At 56.1% G+C, this 24,069-nt stretch carries 13 protein-coding genes; 9 read left to right on the top strand and 4 right to left on the bottom strand.

Features of this window, described 5'->3' with window-relative positions; genetic code table 11:
* Nucleotides 1-179 precede the first annotated feature (179 nt).
* The 3 genes from GW591_RS06605 to GW591_RS06595 all read left to right on the top strand — a co-directional run bounded on the left by GW591_RS06605 (nucleotide 180) and on the right by GW591_RS06595 (nucleotide 10,770).
* On the top strand, nucleotides 180-8,729 hold the full coding sequence (locus GW591_RS06605) for a GH36-type glycosyl hydrolase domain-containing protein (RefSeq protein ID WP_166860347.1): 8,550 nt from the start codon (nucleotides 180-182) through the stop codon (nucleotides 8,727-8,729).
* Between the two features lie 161 nt (nucleotides 8,730-8,890).
* Nucleotides 8,891-9,589, top strand: a complete 699-nt coding sequence (locus GW591_RS06600) for a response regulator (protein ID WP_013575603.1) — start codon at nucleotides 8,891-8,893, stop codon at nucleotides 9,587-9,589.
* The gene (locus tag GW591_RS06595) at nucleotides 9,586-10,770 is read left to right on the top strand and encodes a sensor histidine kinase (protein ID WP_112198683.1); all 1,185 of its coding nucleotides are present in this window, start codon (nucleotides 9,586-9,588) and stop codon (nucleotides 10,768-10,770) included. Before GW591_RS06600 ends, GW591_RS06595 begins: the two co-directional genes overlap by 4 nt.
* 74 nt (nucleotides 10,771-10,844) lie before the next feature.
* Here the strand turns inward: GW591_RS06595 and GW591_RS06590 are convergent, their stop codons facing one another.
* From GW591_RS06590 to ychF, 3 genes are all read right to left on the bottom strand, one after another.
* Nucleotides 10,845-13,052, bottom strand: coding sequence for a TonB-dependent receptor (locus GW591_RS06590; RefSeq protein WP_112152453.1), 2,208 nt, complete (start codon nucleotides 13,050-13,052; stop codon nucleotides 10,845-10,847).
* A 210-nt stretch (nucleotides 13,053-13,262) separates the two neighbouring features.
* Nucleotides 13,263-13,610 carry an HNH nuclease YajD gene (gene yajD / locus GW591_RS06585; RefSeq protein ID WP_013575600.1) on the bottom strand — a complete coding sequence of 116 codons (348 nt, stop codon included), beginning with the start codon at nucleotides 13,608-13,610 and terminating at the stop codon, nucleotides 13,263-13,265.
* Nucleotides 13,611-13,784: 174 nt separating this feature from the next.
* A complete protein-coding gene (gene ychF, locus GW591_RS06580; protein ID WP_112198685.1) occupies nucleotides 13,785-14,876 on the bottom strand; it encodes a redox-regulated ATPase YchF in 1,092 nt (363 codons plus the stop codon).
* A 218-nt stretch (nucleotides 14,877-15,094) separates the two neighbouring features.
* Here ychF and GW591_RS06575 point away from each other — a divergent pair, with 218 nt between their 5' ends.
* From GW591_RS06575 to GW591_RS06555, 5 genes are all read left to right on the top strand, one after another.
* Complete coding sequence (locus GW591_RS06575; protein WP_112198686.1) at nucleotides 15,095-16,576, top strand: SulP family inorganic anion transporter; 1,482 nt, start codon at nucleotides 15,095-15,097, stop codon at nucleotides 16,574-16,576.
* Between the two features lie 212 nt (nucleotides 16,577-16,788).
* Nucleotides 16,789-18,747: an SPFH domain-containing protein gene (locus GW591_RS06570; RefSeq protein WP_112198687.1), complete on the top strand. Its 1,959-nt coding sequence runs from the start codon at nucleotides 16,789-16,791 to the stop codon at nucleotides 18,745-18,747.
* Nucleotides 18,744-19,778 (top strand): protease modulator HflC, encoded by a 1,035-nt coding sequence (gene hflC / locus GW591_RS06565; protein ID WP_166860343.1) that lies wholly within the window; start codon nucleotides 18,744-18,746, stop codon nucleotides 19,776-19,778. Before GW591_RS06570 ends, hflC begins: the two co-directional genes overlap by 4 nt.
* Nucleotides 19,775-20,818, top strand: a complete 1,044-nt coding sequence (hflK, locus tag GW591_RS06560; protein WP_166860341.1) for a protease modulator HflK — start codon at nucleotides 19,775-19,777, stop codon at nucleotides 20,816-20,818. The genes hflC and hflK overlap by 4 nt, the downstream gene beginning before the upstream one ends.
* An 11-nt stretch (nucleotides 20,819-20,829) precedes the next feature.
* A complete protein-coding gene (locus GW591_RS06555; protein WP_131637703.1) occupies nucleotides 20,830-22,734 on the top strand; it encodes a heavy metal translocating P-type ATPase in 1,905 nt (634 codons plus the stop codon).
* A 91-nt stretch (nucleotides 22,735-22,825) separates the two neighbouring features.
* Here the strand turns inward: GW591_RS06555 and pth are convergent, their stop codons facing one another.
* On the bottom strand, nucleotides 22,826-23,416 hold the full coding sequence (gene pth, locus GW591_RS06550; RefSeq protein ID WP_166860339.1) for an aminoacyl-tRNA hydrolase: 591 nt from the start codon (nucleotides 23,414-23,416) through the stop codon (nucleotides 22,826-22,828).
* A gap of 292 nt (nucleotides 23,417-23,708) precedes the next feature.
* On the opposite strand from pth, the gene ychH reads away from it, so the two are divergent.
* A complete protein-coding gene (gene ychH, locus GW591_RS06545) occupies nucleotides 23,709-23,987 on the top strand; it encodes a stress-induced protein YchH (protein ID WP_013575592.1) in 279 nt (92 codons plus the stop codon).
* The last annotated feature ends 82 nt before the right edge of the window (nucleotides 23,988-24,069 follow it).

Raw genomic sequence — 24,069 nt, 5'->3', positions numbered from 1 at the left:
GCCGCTGGCGAAAAAATAAACTCAACGCTATCCCTGTAAACAGGCTACTATGAATCTAATTGCCCGCTGAGGGTGACTCATCTTTTCGGCCTCCCTGTCCCTTACCCATTTTCTTATCAAGTGAACTCTCATCGCAGCTCAGGCAACTGCCTTATCGGGTCCGCCTAAGGTATGCTGACATGAAAAATGCTGTGATTAACTGGTTCAAAATTAAAAGAGCACCCCCTGTTATTAGCCATACCCGGCGTCATCGCGCCAGCGCACTGGCGCACCCCGTACCGATCAGCGCCGAGCTTTTCTCCGCAGATCAGATGGAACGGTTCGGCGGCAAACTCGCACTCTCCCACAAACTCTCCGGCAAAAAACTTCCTTACTACCTGCTAAAGCGCCTCGACGATAACGAAAAGGTTTTAACGCGCAGTTGCCTGATCCTCAGCAGTGGAGAAAAAGCGGGCATTACCCCGGCCGGTGAATGGTTACTCGATAACTTCTATCTGATCGAAGAACAAATCCGTCTGGTGCGCCAGCTGTTACCGAAAAACTTTGGCAAGGGGTTGCCTTCACTGGGTTTACCGCATTCCTGCCCGCGCATTTATGACATTGCGACCGAGGTTGTCAGCCACAGCGACGGCCTGTGGGACATCAAAACCCTGACCCGTTTTCTCTCGACTTATCAGAGTGTGCGCCCGCTGACGCTCGGGGAGTTATGGGCGTTTCCGGGTATGCTGCGCCTGGCGCTGATCGAGAATTTACGCCGGGTCAGTATTGAAGTGGCGAATGCGCAGCAGGAACGTAATCTGGCCGATTTCTGGGTCAATAAATTGCAGGACAGCGCGGAAAACGATCCCGCCAGTCAGATCATCGTGATTGCTGATATGGCGCGCACCAATCCGCCGCGTAGCAGCGCTTTCGTGGCCGAACTGGTGCGCCGGTTGCAGGGGCACGGTTCGATGCTGGCGCTGCCGCTGACCTGGGTAGAGCAGCGGCTGAGTGAAGTCGGGCTGACCCAGCGTGAAGTGATCGATAAATTTAATCAGCAGCTTGCTGCCAGCCAGCTTTCTGTCAGCAACAGCATTATGGGTTTGCGGCAGTTGACCGAAATGGACTGGGCAGAATTCGCCGAAAACCTCAGCGTGGTGGAGAAAGTCCTGCGTGAGGATCCGGCCGGTATTTATGCCTCCATGCACTTTGATACCCGCGATAACTACCGCCATCAGATTGAACAGTTGTCGCGCCATTCCCTGCACGATGAGGCGTTTGTCGCCAGCCGCGCGGTGGCGCTGGCACAACAGGCAACGGATTCCTTTCAGCAACAACATGTCGGTTACTATCTGATTGATGCCGGGCGCAAGACGCTGGAGAAAGATTTGCAGGTGAGGTTTTCGCTGCAAACCCGCATCCGCAGCCGCCTCAGCCAGACACCGCTGCTTTCGTGGCTCGGCAGCCTGCTGCTGCTGACCACCGCCATCACCGCCGAGGTGCTATATCACACCGTGCATCCCGGCATGCACTGGGCGTGGTGGCTGTTACTGGGGCCGGTAGTGCTGGTCGCCAGCCAGTTTGCGCTGAATCTGCTCAGTGAAATCACCACCCGTAGCCGCACACCGCAACCGCTGCCCCGACTGGAATTCGTCGGCGGCATCCCGGAACACGCCAGTACCCTGGTAGTGATCCCCTGTCTGCTGGGTAGCCGGAAAAATATTGATGCACTGATCAGCAGCCTCGAAGTCTGTTATCTCGGCAATGTTCTGTCACACCTGAATTTTGCGCTGCTCACCGATTTTCACGACAACCCTGAACAGCACAACGAGGACAACGATGCGTTGCTGAGCTACGCCACGCAGCAGATCCAGACCCTCAACCGACGCTATACCGACGCACAAGGGCCGTTATTTACGTTGTTGCATCGCGACAGTGAAATGAATGCGGCGCAGAGCGTGTGGATGGGATATGAGCGCAAACGCGGCAAGCTGAATGCGCTGAACCGCTGGTTGCGCGGCGAAGGTGAGCCTTTCTCCCGGGTGGAAGGCCGCACACAGGCGCAACTGCGCCAGGTGAAATACGTGATCACCCTCGACAGCGACACGGTGCTGCCGCGTGCGACTGCACATCAGCTGGTCGCCGCCATGGCCCATCCGCTCAATCATCCGGTTTATGACACTGAACGCCAGCGGGTGATTTCGGGTTACGCCATTCTTCAGCCCCGCCTGGCCGAAGAAATCCCCGAAAACGGGCAGGGGCGTTACGCCGCATTATGCAGCAGCGTGCCGGGCAATGATCCGTATTCGTCGATGTCCTCCGATATCTATCAGGACTTATTCGGCGAAGGCTCATTTGTCGGCAAAGGGATTTACGACGTTGATATGTTCATCCGGGCAACAGAAAATACCTGCCCGGAAAATTTAGTGCTCAGTCACGACCTGCTGGAAGGGTGTTATGCGCGTTCGGGCATGCTCAGCGATGTGGTGTTATACGAGCAGTATCCGGATCATTATCTGGCGGATGTGGCGCGTAAAACCCGCTGGATCCGTGGCGACTGGCAATTGCTGAACTGGCTGGGTTTTCGTGTCACGCAGGAAGATGGCACGCGGACCCGCAACCCGCTGACCACGCTTTCCCGCTGGAAATTGTTCGATAACCTGCGCCGCAGCCTTATCGCTCCCGCGCTGCTGACCCTCATTTTTTGCACGCTGTTGCTGGTGCCGAACAAGCTTTACTGGCTGGGCTTTATCGCCAGTATGCTGCTTTTCCCGGTGGTGGTCGCGCTGGTGCTGGATCTCTTCAACAAAGGCTCACGCCGCAAGGTCATTGCCCATCTGAAAAGTGTGGCATCCGCTACCCTCAGCCGTTGTTCGCGGATTTTGCTCCAGTTAATGACTCTGCCGCACGAAGCCGTGTATTCAATACACGCCATTTTGCTGACCCTGTGGCGGCTGAATGTCAGCCACAGGATGTTGCATGAATGGGCGAGTGTGAATATCGGCGAAAAATCCCGTGCGCACTCGCAGGTCTATTTCTATCGCCGGATGTGGGCGAATCTGCTGGCAGGTGTGGCCGTGATTATGCTGGCCGCCGGTGCGCATCCGCCGTTACTGTGGTTTGCCTTGCCGCTGGGTCTGCTGTGGCTTGTCGCGCCGCTGGTGATGTGCTGGATGAGCCGGCCTGCTGTCAGGCAGAAACCGGGCATTGATGCGCAGCAACAGCGTTTCCTCCGTCAGACCGCACGTGAAACCTGGTACTTTTTCGAAACGTTCGTCAACGCTGAGGAAAACTGGCTGCCGCCCGACAATTTCCAGGAAATTCCGCAGCCGGTGATTGCGCACCGTACCTCGCCAACCAACATTGGTCTGTCGTTGCTGGCGAATATCACCGCGTGGGATTTCGGCTACATTACGCAGGGTGAGGTGCTGGAACGTACCAGCCAGACACTCGATACGCTGGATAAACTCGAGCATTTTCGGGGTCATCTTTATAACTGGTACGACACGCGCACGCTGGCACCGCTCAATCCGCGCTACATTTCCAGCGTTGACAGCGGCAATCTGGCCGGGCATCTGCTGACGCTCAGCAGCGGATTACGGTTATGGCGCACGCAGCCCGCGCTGAATATGACCGCGTGGCTGGCCGGGCTGGCCGATACGCTGAACATGGCGGAAAGCCAGACCGATGAACCGCTGATGACTAAACTGCGGGAAAGCCTGAAACAGGCCACCGCAGCCAAAGCCGCTGAAAGTATTACCTACCTGCAGGATATGCACGGCCTGATCGCTGCGTCGGCGCAGGGCTGGCAACAACGGCTGGCAACACAGCTCGCGACCGGCATTAAAGAGTGGTCAGATTTTTATGGTGCGCTGCCGGCGGAGGCTCAAAACCAACCTCTGCCAACGCTGCACTGGCTGGCGCAACAGGATGCCCGGACGTCACCGCTGTTATCCCGCACTATCGGGCTGGCGCGCCAGCGGCTGGACATCATCGGTGAACTCGAACAGCGCCTGAACGAGCATGCGCACATGGATTTCCGCTTCCTGTATGACAAAAATACCCACCTGCTGACCGTCGGTTACAATTGTGACGCCCATAAAATGGACAGCGGAAAGTACGATCTGCTGCCGTCGGAAATCCGTCTGACGAATTACGTCACCATCGCCACCAATCAGTTGCCGCAAAAAAGCTGGTTCGCCCTCGGGCGTCTGTTCACCGTGATCGACAAACAGCCGTCGCTGATGTCGTGGAGCGGCTCAATGTTTGAATATCTGATGCCACAACTGGTGATGCCAGCGTATCCCGATACGCTGCTGGTGCAGATGTGTCAGACCGCCGTTGACCGGCAAATTGCCTGGGGTAAGGAAAATAACGTGCCCTGGGGGATTTCTGAATCGGCGTATGCGGCCTTTGATCTCAACCAGAACTACCAGTATCACGCCTTCGGTGTGCCGGGCCTCGGTCTTAAACGCGGCCTGGGTGAAGATATGGTCGTCGCGCCTTACGCAACGATGATGGCGTTGATGATCCGCCCGCAGGAAGCCTGTGTGAATCTGCTGGAACTGGAGAATTGCGGCGCCCGCGGTGAATACGGTTTCTATGATGCACTGGATTACAGCCCGTCGCGTCTGGTGCGCGGGCAGATTTACATCGTGGTGCGTTCCTACATGGCGCACCACCAGGGCATGGGATTCCTGGCGCTGGCTAACGTGTTGCTCGGCGCGCCGATGACCGCACGCTTTGCGGCCAACGCGGCGTTCCAGTCCGCCCGTTTACTGTTACAGGAACGCGTGCCGGATGCCGTCGAGCTTTACAGCCCGCGTCGTCACTTCGAATCGCACGACAATATGCTGCAAAAAGTGAACGTGGAACTGCGTGAATTCACCGACGTCGACAGCCCGTCGCCGGAAATTCAGCTGCTTTCCAATACCCATTACCATCTGATGGTCACGCAGGCGGGCGGCAGTGTCAGTCGCTGGAAAGACCTGACCCTGACCCGCTGGCGCGAAGATGCCACCCGCGATAACCGCGGCATCTTCTGCTACGTCAGCGATCCTGAATCGGGTGCAGTGACCAGTAATACCTGGCAACCGCTCGGTAAACAGAAGGGAACCTACCACGCGGTGCTGACCGATTTTGGCGCAGAGTTTACCCGTACCCGCGGCCTGCTGACCCTGCAGACGCATATCGTGGTATCACCGGAAGATGACGTCGAAATCCGCCGTATGACGGTCACGCATAATGGCCGCCATTCGCGTACGCTGGATATCACCACGTATGCCGAAGTGGTGCTGGCACCCGCCGCCAACGACGCCGCCCATCCTGCGTTTAGTAATTTGTTTGTACAAACCGAACTGGTGCCTGCGCAGGAGGGGATTCTTTGTCACCGGCGACCACGCGAACCGGATGAGGCCTGTCCGTGGATGTTCCACATGATGGCTATCCACGGTGCGGTGGAACGGGAAACGTCATTTGAAACCGATCGCGCGGCCTTTATCGGGCGTGGCAACACCGCCGCCAGTCCGCAGGCAATGCAGAAGGGCGGAACACTCGGTAACAGTGCCGGTGCGGTGCTGGATCCGGTGATGGCGATTCGTCAGCGCATCCGGCTCAGACCCGGTGTGCCGGTGATTATCGACATGGTTTACGGCATCAGCGACACGCGCCTGCAAAGCCTGATGTTGCTGGAAAAATATCGCGACCATCATATTGCTGACCGGGTATTTGAAATCGCCTGGTCGCACAGTCAGGTAGTGCTGCGCCAGCTTAATGCCTCGGAAGATGATGCCGGGCTGTTTAACCGTCTGGCGGGGGCGCTGATTTTTGCCAGTCAGGAAATGCGCGGCGATGCACAGTCGGTCGCCGCCAACCGTCGCGGGCAATCCGGTCTGTGGGGACAGTCGCTTTCCGGCGATCTGCCGATTGTACTGCTGACCATGACCAGCAACGAAAATATCGGGCTGGTGACGTTGCTGATCCGTGCGCACCATTACTGGCGTCTGAAAGGATTAAAAGTCGATCTGGTGCTGTTGTGTAATGATTCCGGCGGTTATCAGCAGGCGCTGCAAAACCAGATCCTCAGCCTGGTGGCATCCGGCGCGGGGTCCAGCCAGACCGATATTCCGGGCGGAATTTTCGTGCGTAACGGCGAGCAGATGACACCGGATGACCGCATGCTGCTGATGAGCGTGGCGCATGTGGTGATCGACGACCGCCGTGGCAGTCTGGACGATCAGCTGAATCAGCGGACACAAACACCGCTCGTTTCCCTGCCCGCGTTGGTGCCGGTGCGTACGGTCAATGACAGTCAGCCGGTGATGTCGCCGCCACGTGAACTGGCCTGTTTCAACGGGCTGGGCGGTTTCTCGCCGGATGGTCGTGAATATCAGATTGTGCTTAACGAAGGTCAGACCACGCCTGCCCCGTGGTCGAACGTGCTGGCAAATGCCAGCTTTGGTACGGTGATTTCAGAAAGCGCGCAGGCGTATACCTGGTATGAAAATGCCCACGAATACCGCTTAACGCCGTGGGAAAATGACCCGGTCAGCGACAGTTCCGGCGAAGCCTTTTATCTGCGCGATGAGGACAGCGGCAGCGTCTGGTCGCCTGCACCGTTACCGGTTCGCGGCATCGGCGGTTACGTCACCCGCCATGGTTTCGGTTACAGTTGCTTCGAACATACCGAGCGGGGCATTTCCAGTGAAATGACGGTATTAGTTGCCGAACATGCGCCGGTCAAACTGATTATCATGACCCTGACTAACCTCTCCGGCAGGCCGCGCAGATTGTCGGTGACCGGTTATGCCGAATGGGTGATGGCGGATTTACGTGCCAAGTCCGCGATGCATATCGTGACTTCGGCCGCGCACGTGGTAAAAGGTTGCGGCGTACTGGCGACCAATCATTACACCAGCAACGGTTCTGAACGCACCGCTTTCTTTGCGGTCACCGGCGCACATTGCTCGGTCAGCGGTGACCGTCGCGAGTTCTTTGGTCGCACCGGTTCTGCGGCCATGCCCGCAGCCATGAAAAATCAGCGTCTTTCCGATAAAACCGGTGCGGCGCTGGATCCTTGTGGCGCGGTGCAGTCGGCCACAACGCTTATCGACGGCGACCAGCGCACCTTTATTTTCGCGCTGGGTCTGGGGCAGAATGCCGCAGATGCCGAAGCGCTCATTCATCAGTATCTTGAGGAAGGCGCGGCGCAGGCTGAGCTGGATCGCATTCATCATCACTGGCATCAGGTGCTGGATAAAATTCAGATCACCACGCCGGATAAATCGGTTGATTTGCTCGCCAACGGCTGGCTGATTTACCAGACCTTAGCCAGCCGGATCCTGGCGCGCAGCGGCTATTATCAGTCCGGCGGGGCGTTCGGTTTCCGTGACCAGTTGCAGGATACGCTGGCGCTAAGCCACGCGGCGCCGGAACGGATGCGCGAACAGATCCTCTTATGTGCGTCGAGGCAGTTCATTGAAGGCGATGTCCAGCACTGGTGGCATCCGCCAACCGGCAACGGCGTGCGTACCCGCTGTTCTGACGACTATCTCTGGCTGCCGCTGGCCATCAGCCATTACATCACGGTCACCGGCGATCATGGCATTGCCGAAGAATCCGTGCCTTATCTCGAGGCACGTTTGCTGGAGGCAGGTGAGGAGTCGTTCTACGAGCAACCGCAGGTCAGCGCAACGCAGGAAAGTCTCTGGCAGCACGGTGTGCGTGCGCTGAAGCATGGTCTGAAAATGGGTGAGCACGGACTGCCGCTGATGGGCGCGGGAGACTGGAATGACGGCATGAATCTGGTGGGGCTGGGCGGGCGCGGGGAAAGTGTCTGGCTGGGCTTTTTCCTCTACGACGTTCTGCAACGTTATGGCGCACTGGCAGAAGAGCGTCAGGACATCGCTATCGCCACCCTGTGCCGCGAGCAGTCGGCGCTGCTGAAGCAAAACCTCAACAAGCATGCGTGGGACGGTGAGTGGTATCTGCGCGGTTATTTCGACAGCGGTGAAACACTGGGTTCGCATATGAACGACGAATGCCAGATAGATGCTATCGCGCAAAGCTGGTCGGTGCTTTCCGGAGCCGGTACACCTGAACGCACCGCCAGCGCCATGCGGTCGGTCGATCAGCGTCTGGTCGATAACGATGCGGGGTTGATCAGATTACTGACGCCGCCATTTGACGGCAACGGCCCGAATCCGGGGTATATCCGCGGATATCTGCCGGGTGTGCGTGAAAACGGCGGGCAGTATACCCACGGAGCTATCTGGGCGGTGATGGCGTTTGCCCGACAGGGCAACACCGAACGCGCCTGGGAACTGATGTCGATGATTAACCCGATCAATCACAGCCTCACGCCGGAGGCGGTCAGCCGCTATAAAGGGGAACCGTATGTGATTTCCGCCGATATTTATTCGGTAGATCCGCACAGCGGTCGCGCGGGCTGGAGCTGGTATACCGGTTCTGCGGGCTGGACATACCGGTTGATCACCGAATCATTGCTGGGCATTACACGCCATGGCGATGCTATCGCCATCCACAGCAAATTGCCTGCGCTGTGGCCGGAAATCACGGTGACGTATCAGCAAGGCAGCAGCCGTTACCTGATAACGGTGCGGCACAACACCGGCGACTACTGTGTCACGCTGGATGGCCATGCCCTGGACGGTGATCTGATCCCGCTGACGGATGACGGTAACGAGCATCAGGTGGTGGTCGAACTGGGGAGCCGGGCAGAAAATGCGTAAACAGGTAATGTGAAGCATTAGTTTTATGGATATCATTGTGATTCCTCATCATCTAAACGTATGGTTCGTAGCGGATTGCAGCCGCATCTGAAACCGGAAGTCGGGAGAGGCAGGGTCAGTAAACTGCCGGGAATTTATGATGAAACAGCCAGGGCGACTCAATGCAAACAAAGCGGATCCTGATTATTGAAGATGATGCCGATGCGGCAGACGTTCTCGATGCGTATTTAAAACGCGAAGGATATGACGTACAGATTGCCGGTGACGGTGTTTCCGGGCTGGAGCATGCGCTGCGCTGGAAGCCGGATCTCATTTTGCTGGATGTGATGCTGCCCGGGATGCGCGGCACTGATGTGCTGGCATCGCTGCGGCGTGAAAGCAGCACGCCGGTGATTATGGTGACGGCGATGGGCGACATGCCCGATAAAATTGGCGCGCTGCGCTTCGGTGCGGATGATTATGTGGTCAAACCTTACAACCCCGGTGAGGTGGTGGCGCGGGTGCAGGCGGTACTGCGTCGTGTGGCGACAGACGAAAACAACACGTCTGCTGTGTTGCGCTGGCAGGGTCTCGACGTGGATGTCGGGGCGCTGACGGCGGCGGTTAGCTCTGCCTCGGGCGAACCGCATTATCTTGATTTAACCCCGACAGAATTTGGCGTACTGAGCACATTAATGCGGGCACCAACACGCCCGTTCTCACGTCAGTATTTGCTGGAGCATTGCCTGCCGGAAAGCGAGGCGCTGGAAAGGGTGGTCGATACGCATGTCTATAATTTGCGTAAAAAACTCGAATCCGCAGGCATCGTTAACGTGTTAGTCAATGTGCGCGGCGTCGGTTACCGGTTCAGACAGCCATGAACCACCACTCTCACTATCAGTCCCTGTGGCGCTGGATTTGTGTGCGGATCCTGACGCTGGCCATCGGCAGTGTCGTTGTGATTGCTCTGTGCATGTGGCTGCGTTTTGTCATTGAGAATCTTTGGGTATTGCACCATATGTCTCCCGCGCTCAGGGCAGAGTTTTACGTGCTGCGGGATAATCCGGATCTTAATCTTGCGCGGTTTCATGAGATTGTCGATCAGGGCTGGGGGGCGCGTTACTCCGATCCCTCCATCGCCTCGGCCGACTGGATCATGGTTGGCATCCTGGTCGTCGTGGTGACGCCGTTTATCGCTATTTTGGGATTAAAAGCCGCGCGACCGCTTTCGTCACAATTCAGCCGTCTGGCCCAGGTGGCGCGTGCGGTAACGCAGGGAGATTTTAATACGCGGGCTGAGCCGGTGAAAAATGCGCCGGCGGAACTGATTCAGTTCACCGATGATTTTAACGCCATGATGTTGCAACTTTCGCGTTATGAGCGGGAGCTGCGAGCCTCCCATGTGGCGATGGCACATGAACTGCGCTCACCGCTCACGGCGGCGGTGGGGCGTTTACAGGGCATGCTGGACGGTGTTTTCCGCCCGGAGCCGCAGCAATTGCAGATGGTGATGACACAGCTTTTGCATCTGAACCGTCTGATCGACGAACTGCATCTGCTGTCGCTGGCGGATGCCGGTCAGCTTAACCTCAGCAAGACAGAACTGGATCTGGCAGATCTGCTGCGCGAGCGGATGACCTGGCTGAAACCTCAGTCGACGAAAGCCGGTTTTGACATCGCCCTGACGCCGGAGACGCCGTGCCGTTATGTCGGTGACCCGTTCCGGCTCGGGCAGGTATTTACCATTCTGATGGAAAATGCGCTGCGTTATGCGCAGGAAGGACGGCGTCTGGACATCGCCATCGCGCCCCGCAATGGCGGTTATGACATAACGTTCCGGGACAAGGGTCCGGGTGTGGATGACAGTTTTCTGCCTGTTATGTTTGAACGCTTCAGCCGGGCGGACTCTTCCCGCGCACGACATTCCGGGGGCAGCGGATTGGGTTTATCCATCGCCCGTGCGATTTGTGAAGCGCACGGCGGGGGGATCCATGCGGAGAAGAGAACGCACGGCGGGCTGATGGTCACGGTCAGTTTACCGCTGCCGGAAAACAGCCAATAAAAAATTCGCACGGCAATAAAAAAGGGGATGCTGAATGCATCCCCTTTTTATATCCGTATCAGATTATATCCGTATCAGAAGTCGTACGTCATGGAGACTTTGAGCGCGCGCGTTTTTCCCTGATAAATATAGGTTCCGGTGCTGTCGATATTTGACCAGTATTTTTCATTGGTCACGTTATCAACACCGGCACGCCAGACCATATCATTCTGGTTGATTTTGGTGCGGTAACGCACGCCAAGATCCAGAACGGAATAAGCGTCGATTTTCTTCGTGTTGGCTGAGTCTGCCCACTGTGAGCCGGAATGGTTCACCAGCGCGGTGGCCGTCAGGCCGTCAACCGGTTTGATGTCATATTCCGCACCCAGCACCAGGTTGTAGCGCGGCACGCCAATCGCATCTTTACCGTTATAGGTGTTGTCTTCGGTTTTGGTCATTTCCGGATCAATCCAGGTCGCGCTGCCGTTGAGACGCAGGCCCAGCACCGGTTCGCCAAAGACGTTCAGCTCCACGCCCCGGTTACGTTGTTCACCGTCCAGATTGTAGAATTTATTGCTGTCCAAAATGCCTGACGGTTTTTTGATTTCAAATAATGCCAGTGAACCGCCTGCACGCCCGAAGTCCGCTTTTACACCCACTTCGTTCTGTTTTGAATGGGCAATGCCGGTGGTCGAACCGTAGTTTTTCGCGTTATTCGGTGCCACATCGCCCGGCTGTAAAGACTCGGTGTGGTTGGCGTACAGGGAAATCACCTGCCACGGTTTATACACAACCCCGTACGTCGGCATCCAGCGGCTGTCGCTGTAACGTGATGACACGTCTTCAGCGCCGGTCGCATTGCTGTAATTACGGACGATCACTTTCTGATGACGGGCGCCGACGGTGAACAACAGGGTATCATCCAGGATGCCCATCGTGTCGGTTAACAGATAGCCCTGAGTCCGGTTACGCCCGGTGGTCAGCGGGTCGTCATAATTACCGCCAGACAGATTAGGTGTCGGGTTCGGGACATTCGTGGTGTGATAAATATTGGTGTTTTCAGCATTGGCACCGTAGGCCATACGCCACGCCGTATTATTGCGTGAAGTCAGGGCGGAATAACCAAAATTCACCTTGTGGGTGATGAAGGCGGTATCGAAATTGCCGCGAATTCCCGCCATTCCGCTGAAATTATTGATGATGCGGTTGGTATCCAGACGACCAATCGTTGCCGTTCCGTCAGCATCTTTCAGCGCAGGGGAAGCATAGTCGCCGGTTTCATGCGAATGCTGTGCGCCAACGCCGCCATACACTGTCCAGTCATCAGTCACATCATATTCCGCTTTGGCCATACCAAATTCGGACTCAATATTGCTGTATACCCAGTCCTGACTGTAATTGTGACTGTTGGACGGCACTTTAGGGATGAAATCCACACCACTGATATTCACGCCAAGACGGGCGTCGTGGAAGGTTTTCTTTTGATAGCCCATGTCCACAGAGGTACGAAGGCGGTCACCGCGATAATCGAGGCCCAGTGAGGCTGCGGTGGTGCGTTTTTTCTCACCATCAATACCGGTTTCGCCTTCACGGTTAACGGCATTCAGACGGACACCGAACTGGTTGTCATCGCCAAAACGACGGCCCAGATCCAGGGTGCCACCAACCTGAGAAGAGGAGGTGTAATCCACGCCGACACGGGTCAGTGGCGCGTCATCCGCATGCTTCGGCTCGAGGTTGATCATGCCGCCTACGCCACTTGTCGCCGCGCCGTTCAGTAATCCGTTCGCACCTTTAAAGATTTCTACGCGGTCGATTAACGACGCATCCATCACCTGACGCGGCACCACGCCCGGCAATCCGCCATACGTCATGTCATCGCCATCGAGCTGGAAGCCACGAATGCGGTAGGTTTCGGCGAAGTTGCCGTATCCCTGCACGTTCTGGACGGTGGCATCATTGCGCACCACGTCAGCAATGGTCCGCGCCTGCTGATCCTGAATCAGTTTTGACGTGAAGCCGATGACGTTAAACGGCACATCCATTGCCTTCTGTTCGCCAAGCATGCCAAGGCGACCACCATGCGCGACCTGACCGTCCAGATAGGCCGGAACCAGCTCATTGCCGCCGGGTTTGAATTCATTATCCGGCGTACTGACGATAGTCATGGTATCGCCTGTCGCCGCCGTTGAGCTGGTCGCCGGAGCAGGGGCGGTGGCCGCCATCGCAGGCATGCAGCTTACGCTGACGAAGAGTGCCAGCAGGGTCGGTTTAAACCCTGTGGGTGAAATTTTTTCGCGCATAATGTAACCCTAATGTAAAAAGGACTGAGAATCATTATTATTTGAATTTGCGATTATGCGCATGGCGTTTTGGGATGCAAGAAAAATATCAGGGGACTAACTTATGTGGCGGAAATCGCCTCGTTCATCATAAAAAATCCACGGCATCGCGTGGATTTGGGTGAATACCGGGGTTTTTAGTTTTGCTGGAGGAGCGGAGCGGAATCGACCCTATTTCTTCTTATTCAGCATCGCCTGTAAATCGGCAAACGGGTTGTAGGTGGCGGCACCGACATCATCTTGCGCATCTTCACCGGCCACCACCGTTGAACCGTACTGATCTGCTTCGGTGTACTTCGAGTGTTCGTGGTCATGACAATACAGGCACAACAACTCCCAGTTACTGCCATCTTCCGGATTATTGGTATGATCATGGTCGATATGGTGAACCGTTAATTCACGCAGGTTTGAATACACAAACTCCCGCGAACAACGTCCGCACACCCACGGATAGATTTTTAGCGCTTTCTCGCGATATCCGCTTTCCAGACGCTGGTAGTTTTTTGGGATCAGTGCCATTGAGATGTTACCCGTTACAAAGAGAAAATTTACGATAGTGCCCTTAATATATCCCGTAACAGAGCGGAAGGAGAAATAAAAGAGGGAGCTGAGGGCGATTTTAGGGGGGGGGATAAAAAAGAAAAATCCACGCAAGGGCGTGGATTCTGTGTGGAGCGGAAACTGAAGTTCGGTTCAGACGTTGAACAGGAAGTTCATCACATCGCCATCTTTAACGATGTAGTCTTTGCCTTCTGAACGCATTTTGCCGGCTTCTTTCGCGCCTTGCTCACCTTTGTAGGTGATGAAGTCTTCGAACGCGATGGTTTGTGCGCGGATGAAGCCTTTCTCGAAGTCAGTGTGGATTTTACCTGCGGCTTGCGGAGCCGTTGCGCCGACAGGGATGGTCCATGCACGAACTTCTTTCACGCCAGCGGTGAAGTAGGTTTGCAGGTTCAGCAGTTCGTAACCGGCGCGGATCACGCGGTTCAGGCCCGGCTCTTCAATGCCCAGTTCAGCCATGAATTCTTCACGGTCAGCGTCGTCGAGTTCGGCGATGTCAGATTCAACCGCTGCACAAACAGCAACGACCACGGAGCCTTCGGCCTCTGCGATTTTGCGTACGACGTCGAGGTAAGGGTTGTTCTCGAAACCGTCTTCGTTAACGTTGGCGATGTACATGGTGGGTTTCAGCGTCAGGAAGCTCAGGTAGCGGATGGCCGCTTTGTCTTCCTCTGTCAGATCCAGTGCACGCAGCATGCCAGCGTTTTCCAGCTGTGGCAGGCATTTTTCCAGTGCGGCCAGTTCTGCCTTCGCATCTTTGTCACCGCCTTTGGCACGTTTCTGCACACGGTGAATCGCGCGTTCGCAGGTGTCGAGGTCAGATAATGCCAGTTCGGTATTGATAACCTCGATGTCATCAGCCGGATCCACTTTGTTGTTAACGTGGATGATGTTGTCGTTTTCGAAACAACGCACAACGTGGCCGATGGCTTCAGTTTCACGGATGTTAGTCAGGAACTGGTTACCCAGACCTTCACCTTTAGATGCGCCTTTGACCAGACCCGCGATGTCCACGAATTCCATGGTGGTTGGCAGGATACGCTGCGGTTTTACAATCTCGGCCAACTGGTCGAGACGCGGATCGGGCATTGGTACCACACCGGTATTCGGTTCGATGGTGCAGAACGGGAAGTTTGCTGCTTCGATACCCGCTTTGGTCAGCGCATTGAACAGAGTAGATTTACCGACGTTCGGCAGGCCGACGATACCGCATTTGAATCCCATGTTTTTCTCACCTTAATATCTTAATTATCAAACGATTAAATATAACCGCACGATGTAATGACCACAATTCCCCGCATTATACACGAGAACCGCATTTATCTCGATCCGCTTGTGGCCGCCACTGTTGTCAGTACACAGGATAAACCTTGCCTCGCCTGGTTCATTTTTAGATACTTGTCACAATTTTTTAACTGATCGGGAAATGTACCGGATGTTTTATGTTTAATCCGCGTGGTCTGAAGTTGTCTGAAATGAAGAACGAAACGCTGGCCGGATTTGTGGTGGCGGTATCAATGGTCCCCGAAGCGGTCGGGTTTTCACTGGTTGCCGGATTGTCGCCGATTGTCGGTTTGCACACGGCGTTTATTATCGGGCTGGTGACGGCACTGTTCGGCGGTAAACCGGGCATGGTGTCCGGTGCAGCGGGATCCATTGTGGTGGTGCTGATGAGTCTGGCGGCACAACACGGTATGGGATACGTGCTTTGGGCGACCATTTTTGCCGGGCTGATTCAGATTCTGATTGGTGTTTTCCGCCTCGGGAAATTTATCCGGCTGGTGCCGTTACCTGCGGTTCACGGCTTTGTGAACGGGCTGGCAATTGTCATTATGCTGGCGCAGTTGCACATGATTGCCGGGCAGGGACTGCTGATGTACGGACTGGTGTTGCTGGCGATTCTGGTGGTGGTGCTGTTCCCGAAACTGACCAAAATTATTCCTTCTTCGCTGGCAGCGCTGATCGTCGTTTCGGCCGTAGCGATCGGTTTTAACCTGCACACCTTGCGCGTGGGTGACCTGGCAGATATTTCAGGGGCGTTGCCGCACTTCAGCCTGCCGGTTGCGCCTTTCAATGTTGAGATGCTGAAAGTCGTGCTGCCCTATGCGGTAGTGATAGCGCTGGTTGGCCTGATTGAATCGCTGCTGACGATGACCGTGCTTGATGAAATGGGTCATCAGAAGGGCAACGGCAACCGTGAAAGTATTGCGCAGGGCGCGGGGAATACGATTTGCGGTCTGTTCGGTTGCTTCGCCGGTTGCGCGATGATTGGGCAATCGATCATTAATTTCACCTCCGGCGGTCGGGGGCGAATTTCCGGTACAGTCGGCGCCATTTTACTGATCCTGTTTGTGGTCAGTTTGTCCGGTTATATTGGCTTGCTGCCGGTCGCAGCGCTGGCGGGCATTATGCTGGTGGTCTGCTACAACACCTTTGAGTGGAGTTCGCTGCGCCGTCTTCGCCGCATGCCTAAAGCTGATGTACTGGTGATGCTGATTGTCACCGTCATCACGATTTTCACCGATCTTGCCGTGGCGGTGATCAGTGGCGTGATTATCTCTGCGCTGGTTTTTGCCTGGCAGCAGGCGCGTATCCGTGTGCGCGAGCATAAAACTAAAGGCGACCTGGCAGTGTATAAGCTGGACGGGCCGCTGTTCTTCGGATCTGCCGCGACCTTTGCCGAGCTGTTTAATCCTGAAAACGATCCGCAAAATGTAGTGCTGGATTTTGCCGGTACGCGGGTCATGGATTCGAGCGGAGTGGAGGCGATTGATAAACTGACCACGCGCTATCTCGATGCCGGTAAAACCATTCGCCTGCGTCATCTGAGCAATGATTGCGTGAGTTTGCTCAAAAAAGCCGGGCCATTCTGTTCTCACGAACTCGACGATCCGCAATATTACGTGGCTGAAGATAATCTCTGAAACCTCAAAGGTGTCGCTTAAAAACGGCACCTTTTTCGTTATTCACCCGCTTGTGGCCCTTTAAAGATAAATGCTTACAATTCGGGGCAAAAAAGCGGCCAAATTCATATCGCTGAAAATTCTGTAATGTTATACCGTTACGCCCGGTCAACTTCGCACTAACTGGCTTCAGGCCTGCGCTGCGGGGTATTTTTTCCACTGCCGGAGCGGACATGAGTACAGACAAAGTATCCGGGACGGATAACGCCAGTAAACAGCTGCGCTTTCAGTCTGCCGCCACCCACACGCGTTGGCTGAGCGGGCTGATCAACCCCATTATGGTGATCAGCAGCGTGATGTATCTGATCTTGCTGATGCTGTATCTGGTCTCTCCGGCATCGGTGTGGCCATGGGTGACCGGCAATATCATGGCGGCGATGTGGGTTTGCGCTGCCTCCCTGCAATGTGCCCGGCGTATCTCCCGCTGGCGGACGCAACAATTTGCGCCTGCTGTTGAAACCGCCATGCCGGAAGCGTCTTCCGGATTTTCCCAACGTCTGATTTCCCGCCCCTGGATGCGTCCTGTTTTACGTTATGTTGACGCGCATGTGTTCTTCCAGGCGCTTCCTGCATTTGCCGCAATTGTGCTCATCAGTGTGTTATGGCAGTTGCCAATACCGGCCAATGACGCCGGTGAGGCGGGGTATTTTGCCGGTTCGGTATTCATTCTCTGCGCCTTTGCTGTACTGGTTCTGGAGCGTCACTGGACGCTAAAAAACCCGCTGGAATGGCCGGAAGCGGCAAAGCTCGCACCGATGATGCGCATGATGATTGGCGTGTTTTTGCTGAGTGCATTAGCCCTGATGTTTGCCCGTGAGGCTTCGGTGTGGCCTGCTCACCTGCTGATGCTCACCGGATTATTACCGGGGTTGGTGGCGCTGGAGCTTTTCCTGCGGGCGCTGATGGCGATGTTTTCGCCGCCGCGTGAGGATAAAGAGCCGGAGTTTATTGCGGGCAGCCTGCTGGCCGCGCAGATTTGCTGGCCGCCGCGTCCGTTACAGTTTGTGCAAAACGAACTGCATCAGCATTTTGGTATCGATCTTCGTCAGATCTGGGCGTTTCATTTTATGCGCCGTGCACTGTTACCGCTGGCCGCAATCTTGTTGCTGACCGGTTGGCTGCTGACGGGCATCAGCGAGGTGCCGCTGACCCAGCGCGGAATTTATGAATCCTTCGGCAAACCGGTGGCGGTCCGACAACCCGGTTTACATGCGGGTCTGCCGTGGCCATTTGGCCGTACGCGGATGGTTGATAACGGCGAAGTACATGAACTCACCACCGGTTCCGAAGAACCGGTCACCACCACACCGGTCACGGTGGCTGATACCGCCGAAGGCCCGGCGCCTGAAAGCGCAAACCGTCTGTGGGACTCCGGCCACAGCAGCGATAAATCACAAATCATCGCCAGTGCCACCCGTGACAGGCAAAGTTTTCAAATCATGAATATGGATGTCCGCTTTGTGTACCGCATCGCCATGAATGACGGCGCGGCGATGGCGAGCCTCTATCACACCGACAATATGCCGGTGCTGATCCGCAGTATTGCCAACCAGGTGCTGGTGCATGATTTTTCCTCGCGTACGCTCGACAGCCTGCTGGGAAGTGATCAGACACGCCTTGCCGCAGATATTGGCCGGAAAGTACAGAGCCAGCTTGATCATCTCAACAGCGGCGTGGAACTGCTGGCTACGGTGATTGAATCAATCCATCCACCTGCGGGTGCGGCGGATGCTTATCACAGCGTACAGGCGGCACAAATTCTGGCACAAAGCGCCATTGCCGGTGAGAAAGGGCAGGCCGCGCAGCAACTGAATGCGGCACAGCAATTTGCCCGTCTGGCGCAGGATACCGCCAGTGCACAAAGCCACGAAAATCTCGATCAGGCGCAGGTCATGGCGTTGCGCTTTAACGCAGAAAATCAGGCGTATCAGGCTGGCGGACAGTCGTTCCTGACCGACCGTTATTTTAGTCAGCTGATTCTGGCGATGCAGCAGCATCCGGAAGTTCTGATTGTTGATCACCGTATTGGCGGCGGGACTTCGCCGGTGCTGGATCTGAGAAATTTTACCCTGCCATTTACGCCCGGAGCGGATAAAGCGGCGCATTCTGTCAACGCGGAGACTACCCGGTGAATGATTCCCAACAACCTGAAGCCCACGGACACGATCACGATGCACATGGCGGACATCATCACGGTGCCGGACATCACCATCATCATTCCGGCCCGGCGGCCCCTGGACTCTGGCGACGGGTTACGATTGCTATCGTACTGGTGGCCCTGATTGCCGCCACCGCCTGTCTGGTGCAGGTGCGTTCCGGCGAAGCGATGGTGATCACGCGCTTTGGTAATCCGGTGCGTGTGCTGTTGCAACCGGGGCTGGCATGGCATCTGCCGGTGCCGCTGGAGACCGCGATCCCGGTGGATTTACGTATCCGCACCACGTCCAGTGGGTTGCAGGATGTCGGCACCCGTGACGGTCTGCGGATCATTGTTCAGGCTTATACTGTCTGGCAGGTGAAAAACGATCCTCAGCATGTGCAGCGTTTTATCCGCGCGGTACAAAATCAGCCGGATATGGCCGCCGCGCAGATACGAACGTTTATTGGTTCGGCGCTGGAAACCACCACCAGCGGTTTTGCACTGGCTGATCTGGTGAACACTGATGCCAGTAAAATCCGCCTTTCCGGTTTTGAACAGCATTTGCATGATCAGATAGCCCGCCAGTTGCTCGACAGCTATGGCATTGAACTGGTGCAGGTCGGCGTTGAACGGCTGACATTACCGTCGGTGACGTTAGATGCCACCGTGGATCGCATGCGGGCAGAACGGGAAACCATTGCCACCGAGCGGTCCGCCGAAGGTAAGCGTCAGGCGGCTGAAATCCGGTCTTCCGCCGAACGCGATGCCCGTGTGATTAAGGCCGATGCGTCGGTCAGCGCAGCCAATATTGAAGCGCAGGCGCAGGTTCAGAGCGCGGCGATATACGCTAAAGCCCGGACCAGTAACCCCGAATTGTACGATTTGTTGCGCTCTCTTGACACGCTCAACAGCGTGATCACGCCGGGCATCCGGCTGGTGCTGCGCACTGATGCCGCACCGTTCCGGCAACTGGTTGAAGGTCCGCCCGCCTTGCCCGCCGCCAGCAACGGGCTGCGGCCATGAATCCGTTGTCCCGCTTTCAGGGGAATGCGTGGTTTCAGGCAGGACGCATAGCCTGTCTGGCGCTGTTTGCCATGACGCTGATTGCCGCCGCGAACTGGCTGTTCTCCAATGTGCGGCAGATAGAGCCGGATAAGCGCGCGGTGGTGATGCGCTTTGGTGCGGTTTCCCGCACGGCGGGAGCCGGGTTGTTGCTGGCGTGGCCGGAACCGCTGGAGCAGGTAGAAATTTTACCCGCCGCTGACCGGGTAATCGAGCATCACGTGACCGCGTTGCTCAGAGAAAACATTGTGCCTGCGTGGACCAATACCGGCGGCGAGAAAAGTGATGCCGTCGCGGGCGCTGGGTATTTGCTGACCGGTGATTCCGGCGTGGTTCAGCTGGATGTGCAGGTGTATTACGTGATTACCGATCCGGTGGCGTTTGTGTTGCAGGGTGAACACGTGTTACCGGCCCTGGATCGTTTAACCGAGCACGCGGCGGTGGCGATTTGTGCCTCACGCGATCTGGATACCATTCTGGTCGCGCGGCCGGAAATGGTGGGTAACGACAGCCATATCGCCGAACGACGGGAACGGCTGCGTGGCGATTTACGTCAGGGCATTAATCAGCAACTCGCCGCCCTGAGAGCTGCAGGCAGCAACTCCGGTATCGAAGTCCGTCGCGTTGACGTGCAGTCTTCTCTGCCACCGTCGGCGGTTGAGGCGTTTAATGCCGTACTGACGGCCAGTCAGCAGGCGGATCAGAACATCGCCAGCGCGAGTAATGAGGCTGCCAGTGCGCATCAGGAGGCGGTTCAGGCGGCAGATCGCACCTTACAGGTCTCCCATGCCAAAGCCAGCGAACAGATAGCCCAGGCTTCCACGGAGACTGCAACCGTGGTGCAACTGGCGAATGATCATTCACCTGAATTACTGTGGCGTCTGTGGCGTGAACGGATGCCGGCAATCCTTGCCCATGCGGGCGGCGTCACTGCCGTTGATCCCCATGACGATGCACATCTGATCCTGCCGGGGCCAGACCGTCCATCCTCTCAACCCTGAGGTATTGCCCTGTGACTTCTTTTACTTCTGAAGAACCGGCAGCGAAAAGCGTGCTGTTAACGCGCCATGAACAGCGAAGCATGGCTGTACAGCTGCTTCTGGCGATGGCGGCGTTTGGTCTGCTGCTGTGCGGCTGGATCTGGCAATGGTTGTTTCCACAGCAAAGTGATGTCGGGCAAATTCTGTTTGGTGTGGCGTCATTGCTGGTGGCAGTTCCTGTGCTGCGCTCGGCAATTTATAGTTTGCGCAGCCCGAGCCTGCACGGCGTCACCGATCAGTTGATTGCGCTGGCGATGCTTGGCGCGTGGGCCACGGGAGACCTGATGACCGCCGCGTTGCTGCCGGGCATTATGATTTTTGGTCATATTCTGGAAGAGCGCAGCGTTATCGGTTCGCAGGAAGCCATCGATGCGCTCAGCCATCTGACCCGCAGCCGCGCCCGGCGGGTTTTGCCCGATGGTGAGATTGAGGAAATCGATAACCACCGGTTGCGAACCGGTGACCGGATTGAAGTGCGCGCCGGTGACCGGTTGCCCGCCGATGGCCGTGTGTTATCAGGTCGTGCCAGTCTCGATACTGCACCGATCACCGGCGAATCGGTGCCACAGGAAGCCTGCGCGGGTGACGATGTGTTCGGCGGTGCCATCAACCTCGACGGATTGCTTTGCGTTGAAGTCACGCGCACCGGTGCGGATGCTACGCTCGGAAAAGTGATTGCGTTGATGCAAAAAGCGGAGCATGCCAAACCGCCGATCACCCGTTTGCTTGAGCGTTATGCCGGGCAATATCTGGTGCTGATTTTGCTGATTGCGGCGGCGACCTGGTTTATCACCCGTGATGCTCACGCCATGCTGGCGGTACTGGTAGCGGCCTGTCCGTGTGCGCTGGTGCTTTCCGCACCGGCCACGGCAATCGCCGGTATTGCCGTGGCCGCGCGTCACGGCATTCTGATCCGCAGCTCCGCTTTTCTTGAGGAACTGGCAGATCTGAACGCTATTGTGGTGGATAAAACCGGCACGCTGACCCACGGTGAACTGCATCTGCAACGCACGGTGCTGGCAGAGCATCAATCCTCTGACGCCGTGCTCAGTCTGGCGGCCAGTCTGGGCGCGGCGAGCAGCCATCCGGTCAGCCGTGCGCTGTCTAAGTTACTGCCGCGTGAACAATACTTACCGCTGGAAGACGTGTCGGAACAGCAGGGTATGGGCGTGCGGGCGCAAACTGCGCAAGGCGAGGCGTTGTTAGGGCGCCCGGCATTCTTCAGCCAGAACACTATCGCGATGACCGTCGTACCTGAACATGACGGGCCGCTGGTTGGTCTGGCGCTGAACGGGCATTTTCTCGGCTGGCTGTTGCTGGCAGATTCATTGCGGCCTGAGGCGCACACGGCGTTAGCTGAACTGCGTCAGCTTGGCCTGCAGCGACAACTGCTGCTGACCGGCGATCGCGCCAGCGTGGCTGAGCGTATTGCCGGAGAACTGGGCATCAGTGATGTGGTGTCGCAGGCTTTACCGGAAGATAAACTGCATCAGGTCTCCGCTGAAATTGTGCAGGGTTACCGCCCGATGGTGGTCGGTGACGGCATTAATGATTCGCTGGCGCTAAAGGCTGGGGTGGTGGGGATTGCGATGGGGGCGGGCGGCAGTGATATCGCGCTGGCCTCCGCCGACGTGGTGCTGATCGGCAGCGACTTACGCCGTCTCGGCACCTGTGTTCGACTGAGCCGTGCCTGCCGCAGGACGCTGAAAATCAATGTGTTCATCGGGCTGGGCTGGACGCTGGTGGTGATGGCGGCGGCCGCGATGGGGTGGTTAGGCGTGGGGGGCGTACTGATTGCCGCGTTGCTGCATAATCTCAGCACTTTGCTGGTGCTGGGGAATGCGGGGCGTTTGCTGCGTTTTGATGAGCCGCTTTAAATAAAGTCGGTTAGTTATATTTCTAAAATTTCAGGTGTTAGCCGGGCTCGATTCTTTTGCACCCGGCTAACACTCTTGTCAAAAACGGCGGTTAAAGCTCAGCTTTGAAGGTATGCAGGCGACGCATGGTTTTTTCCAAACCTTCTTTCATCAGCAACTCAGTACAGCGCAGCGACTCATCAATCGCGTCGTCAATCAGCTTTTGTTCACTGGCTGGCGGCTTGCCGAGCACAAATCCCACCACTTTGCTTTTATCGCCAGGATGCCCGATACCGATACGCAGACGGTAGAAGTTCGGGTTGTTACCGAATTTACTCTGAATATCTTTCAGGCCGTTGTGGCCGCCGTTACCCCCACCCAGCTTGATTTTCGCCATGCCCGGCGGGATATCCAGCTCGTCATGCGCGACCAGAATTTCATCTGGCTCAATGCGATAGAACTGCGCCATCGCCAGAACCGCTTTGCCACTCAGGTTCATAAAGGTGGTCGGCACCAGCAGACGGACGTACTGACCGGCCAGAGAAAGGCGGGCGGTATAACCAAAAAACTTACTTTCTTCTTTCAGTTGCTGGTTGTGCTGGCGGGCGAGAAGGTCGACGTACCAGGCGCCGGCATTATGGCGGGTCTGGGCGTATTCTGCGCCGGGATTGGCCAGTCCAACGATCAATTTAATGCTGCTCACGATGTTCGCTTCTTTATCCGGTGAGGTTTAGCGCGCTAGTTTACCTGTCACTTTGGGCTGTGCCAAATATCAGACAGGGCAAACCCGCCTGATGTGCCAGATTTTGAATAGTTTACGTGTCTGACTATTCACTTTCCGAACGTATCTGACTGGAAAACGTAAAGATTTGTCATTCAATGTTCTCTGTCTGTGATCGTGACCGCAAAGTGAACCGGATGGGACGTCTATAGTTAAAGGCAGGAAAAGACAAGACAGCAGTGATGCTAAGACTATCGACAACTGGAGGTGACTTATGAAACGTAAAACCGCAAGAATAATCGGCAATGGCCTGATGGGACTCGGTTTGCTCACAATGGTCGGTGGTGTTGGTTATTCCATCCTGAATCAGATGCCTGAACTGGGGTTACCACAATTTTTAGCGCATGGCGCAATTGGTAGCATCTTCGTCGGCGCCATTTTATGGCTGGCGGGAGCCAGAGTCGGTGGACAGGAGCGTGTTGCAGACAGGTACTGGTGGGTTCGTCACTTTGATTCCCGCTGCACGAACGGTAAGTCACACCGTCATTCCTGAGTTTATCAGGCTGTAATCTGGCTTCTTTGGTAATAAAAAAACCGTTGTCGCTCACACGATAACGGTTTTTGCATTTCAGGTT

Origin of the sequence: Rahnella aceris (assembly GCF_011684115.1) — a bacterium.
Taxonomy (GTDB): Bacteria; Pseudomonadota; Gammaproteobacteria; order Enterobacterales; family Enterobacteriaceae; genus Rahnella; species Rahnella aceris.
This window is presented reverse-complemented; position numbering and strand designations above follow the sequence as displayed.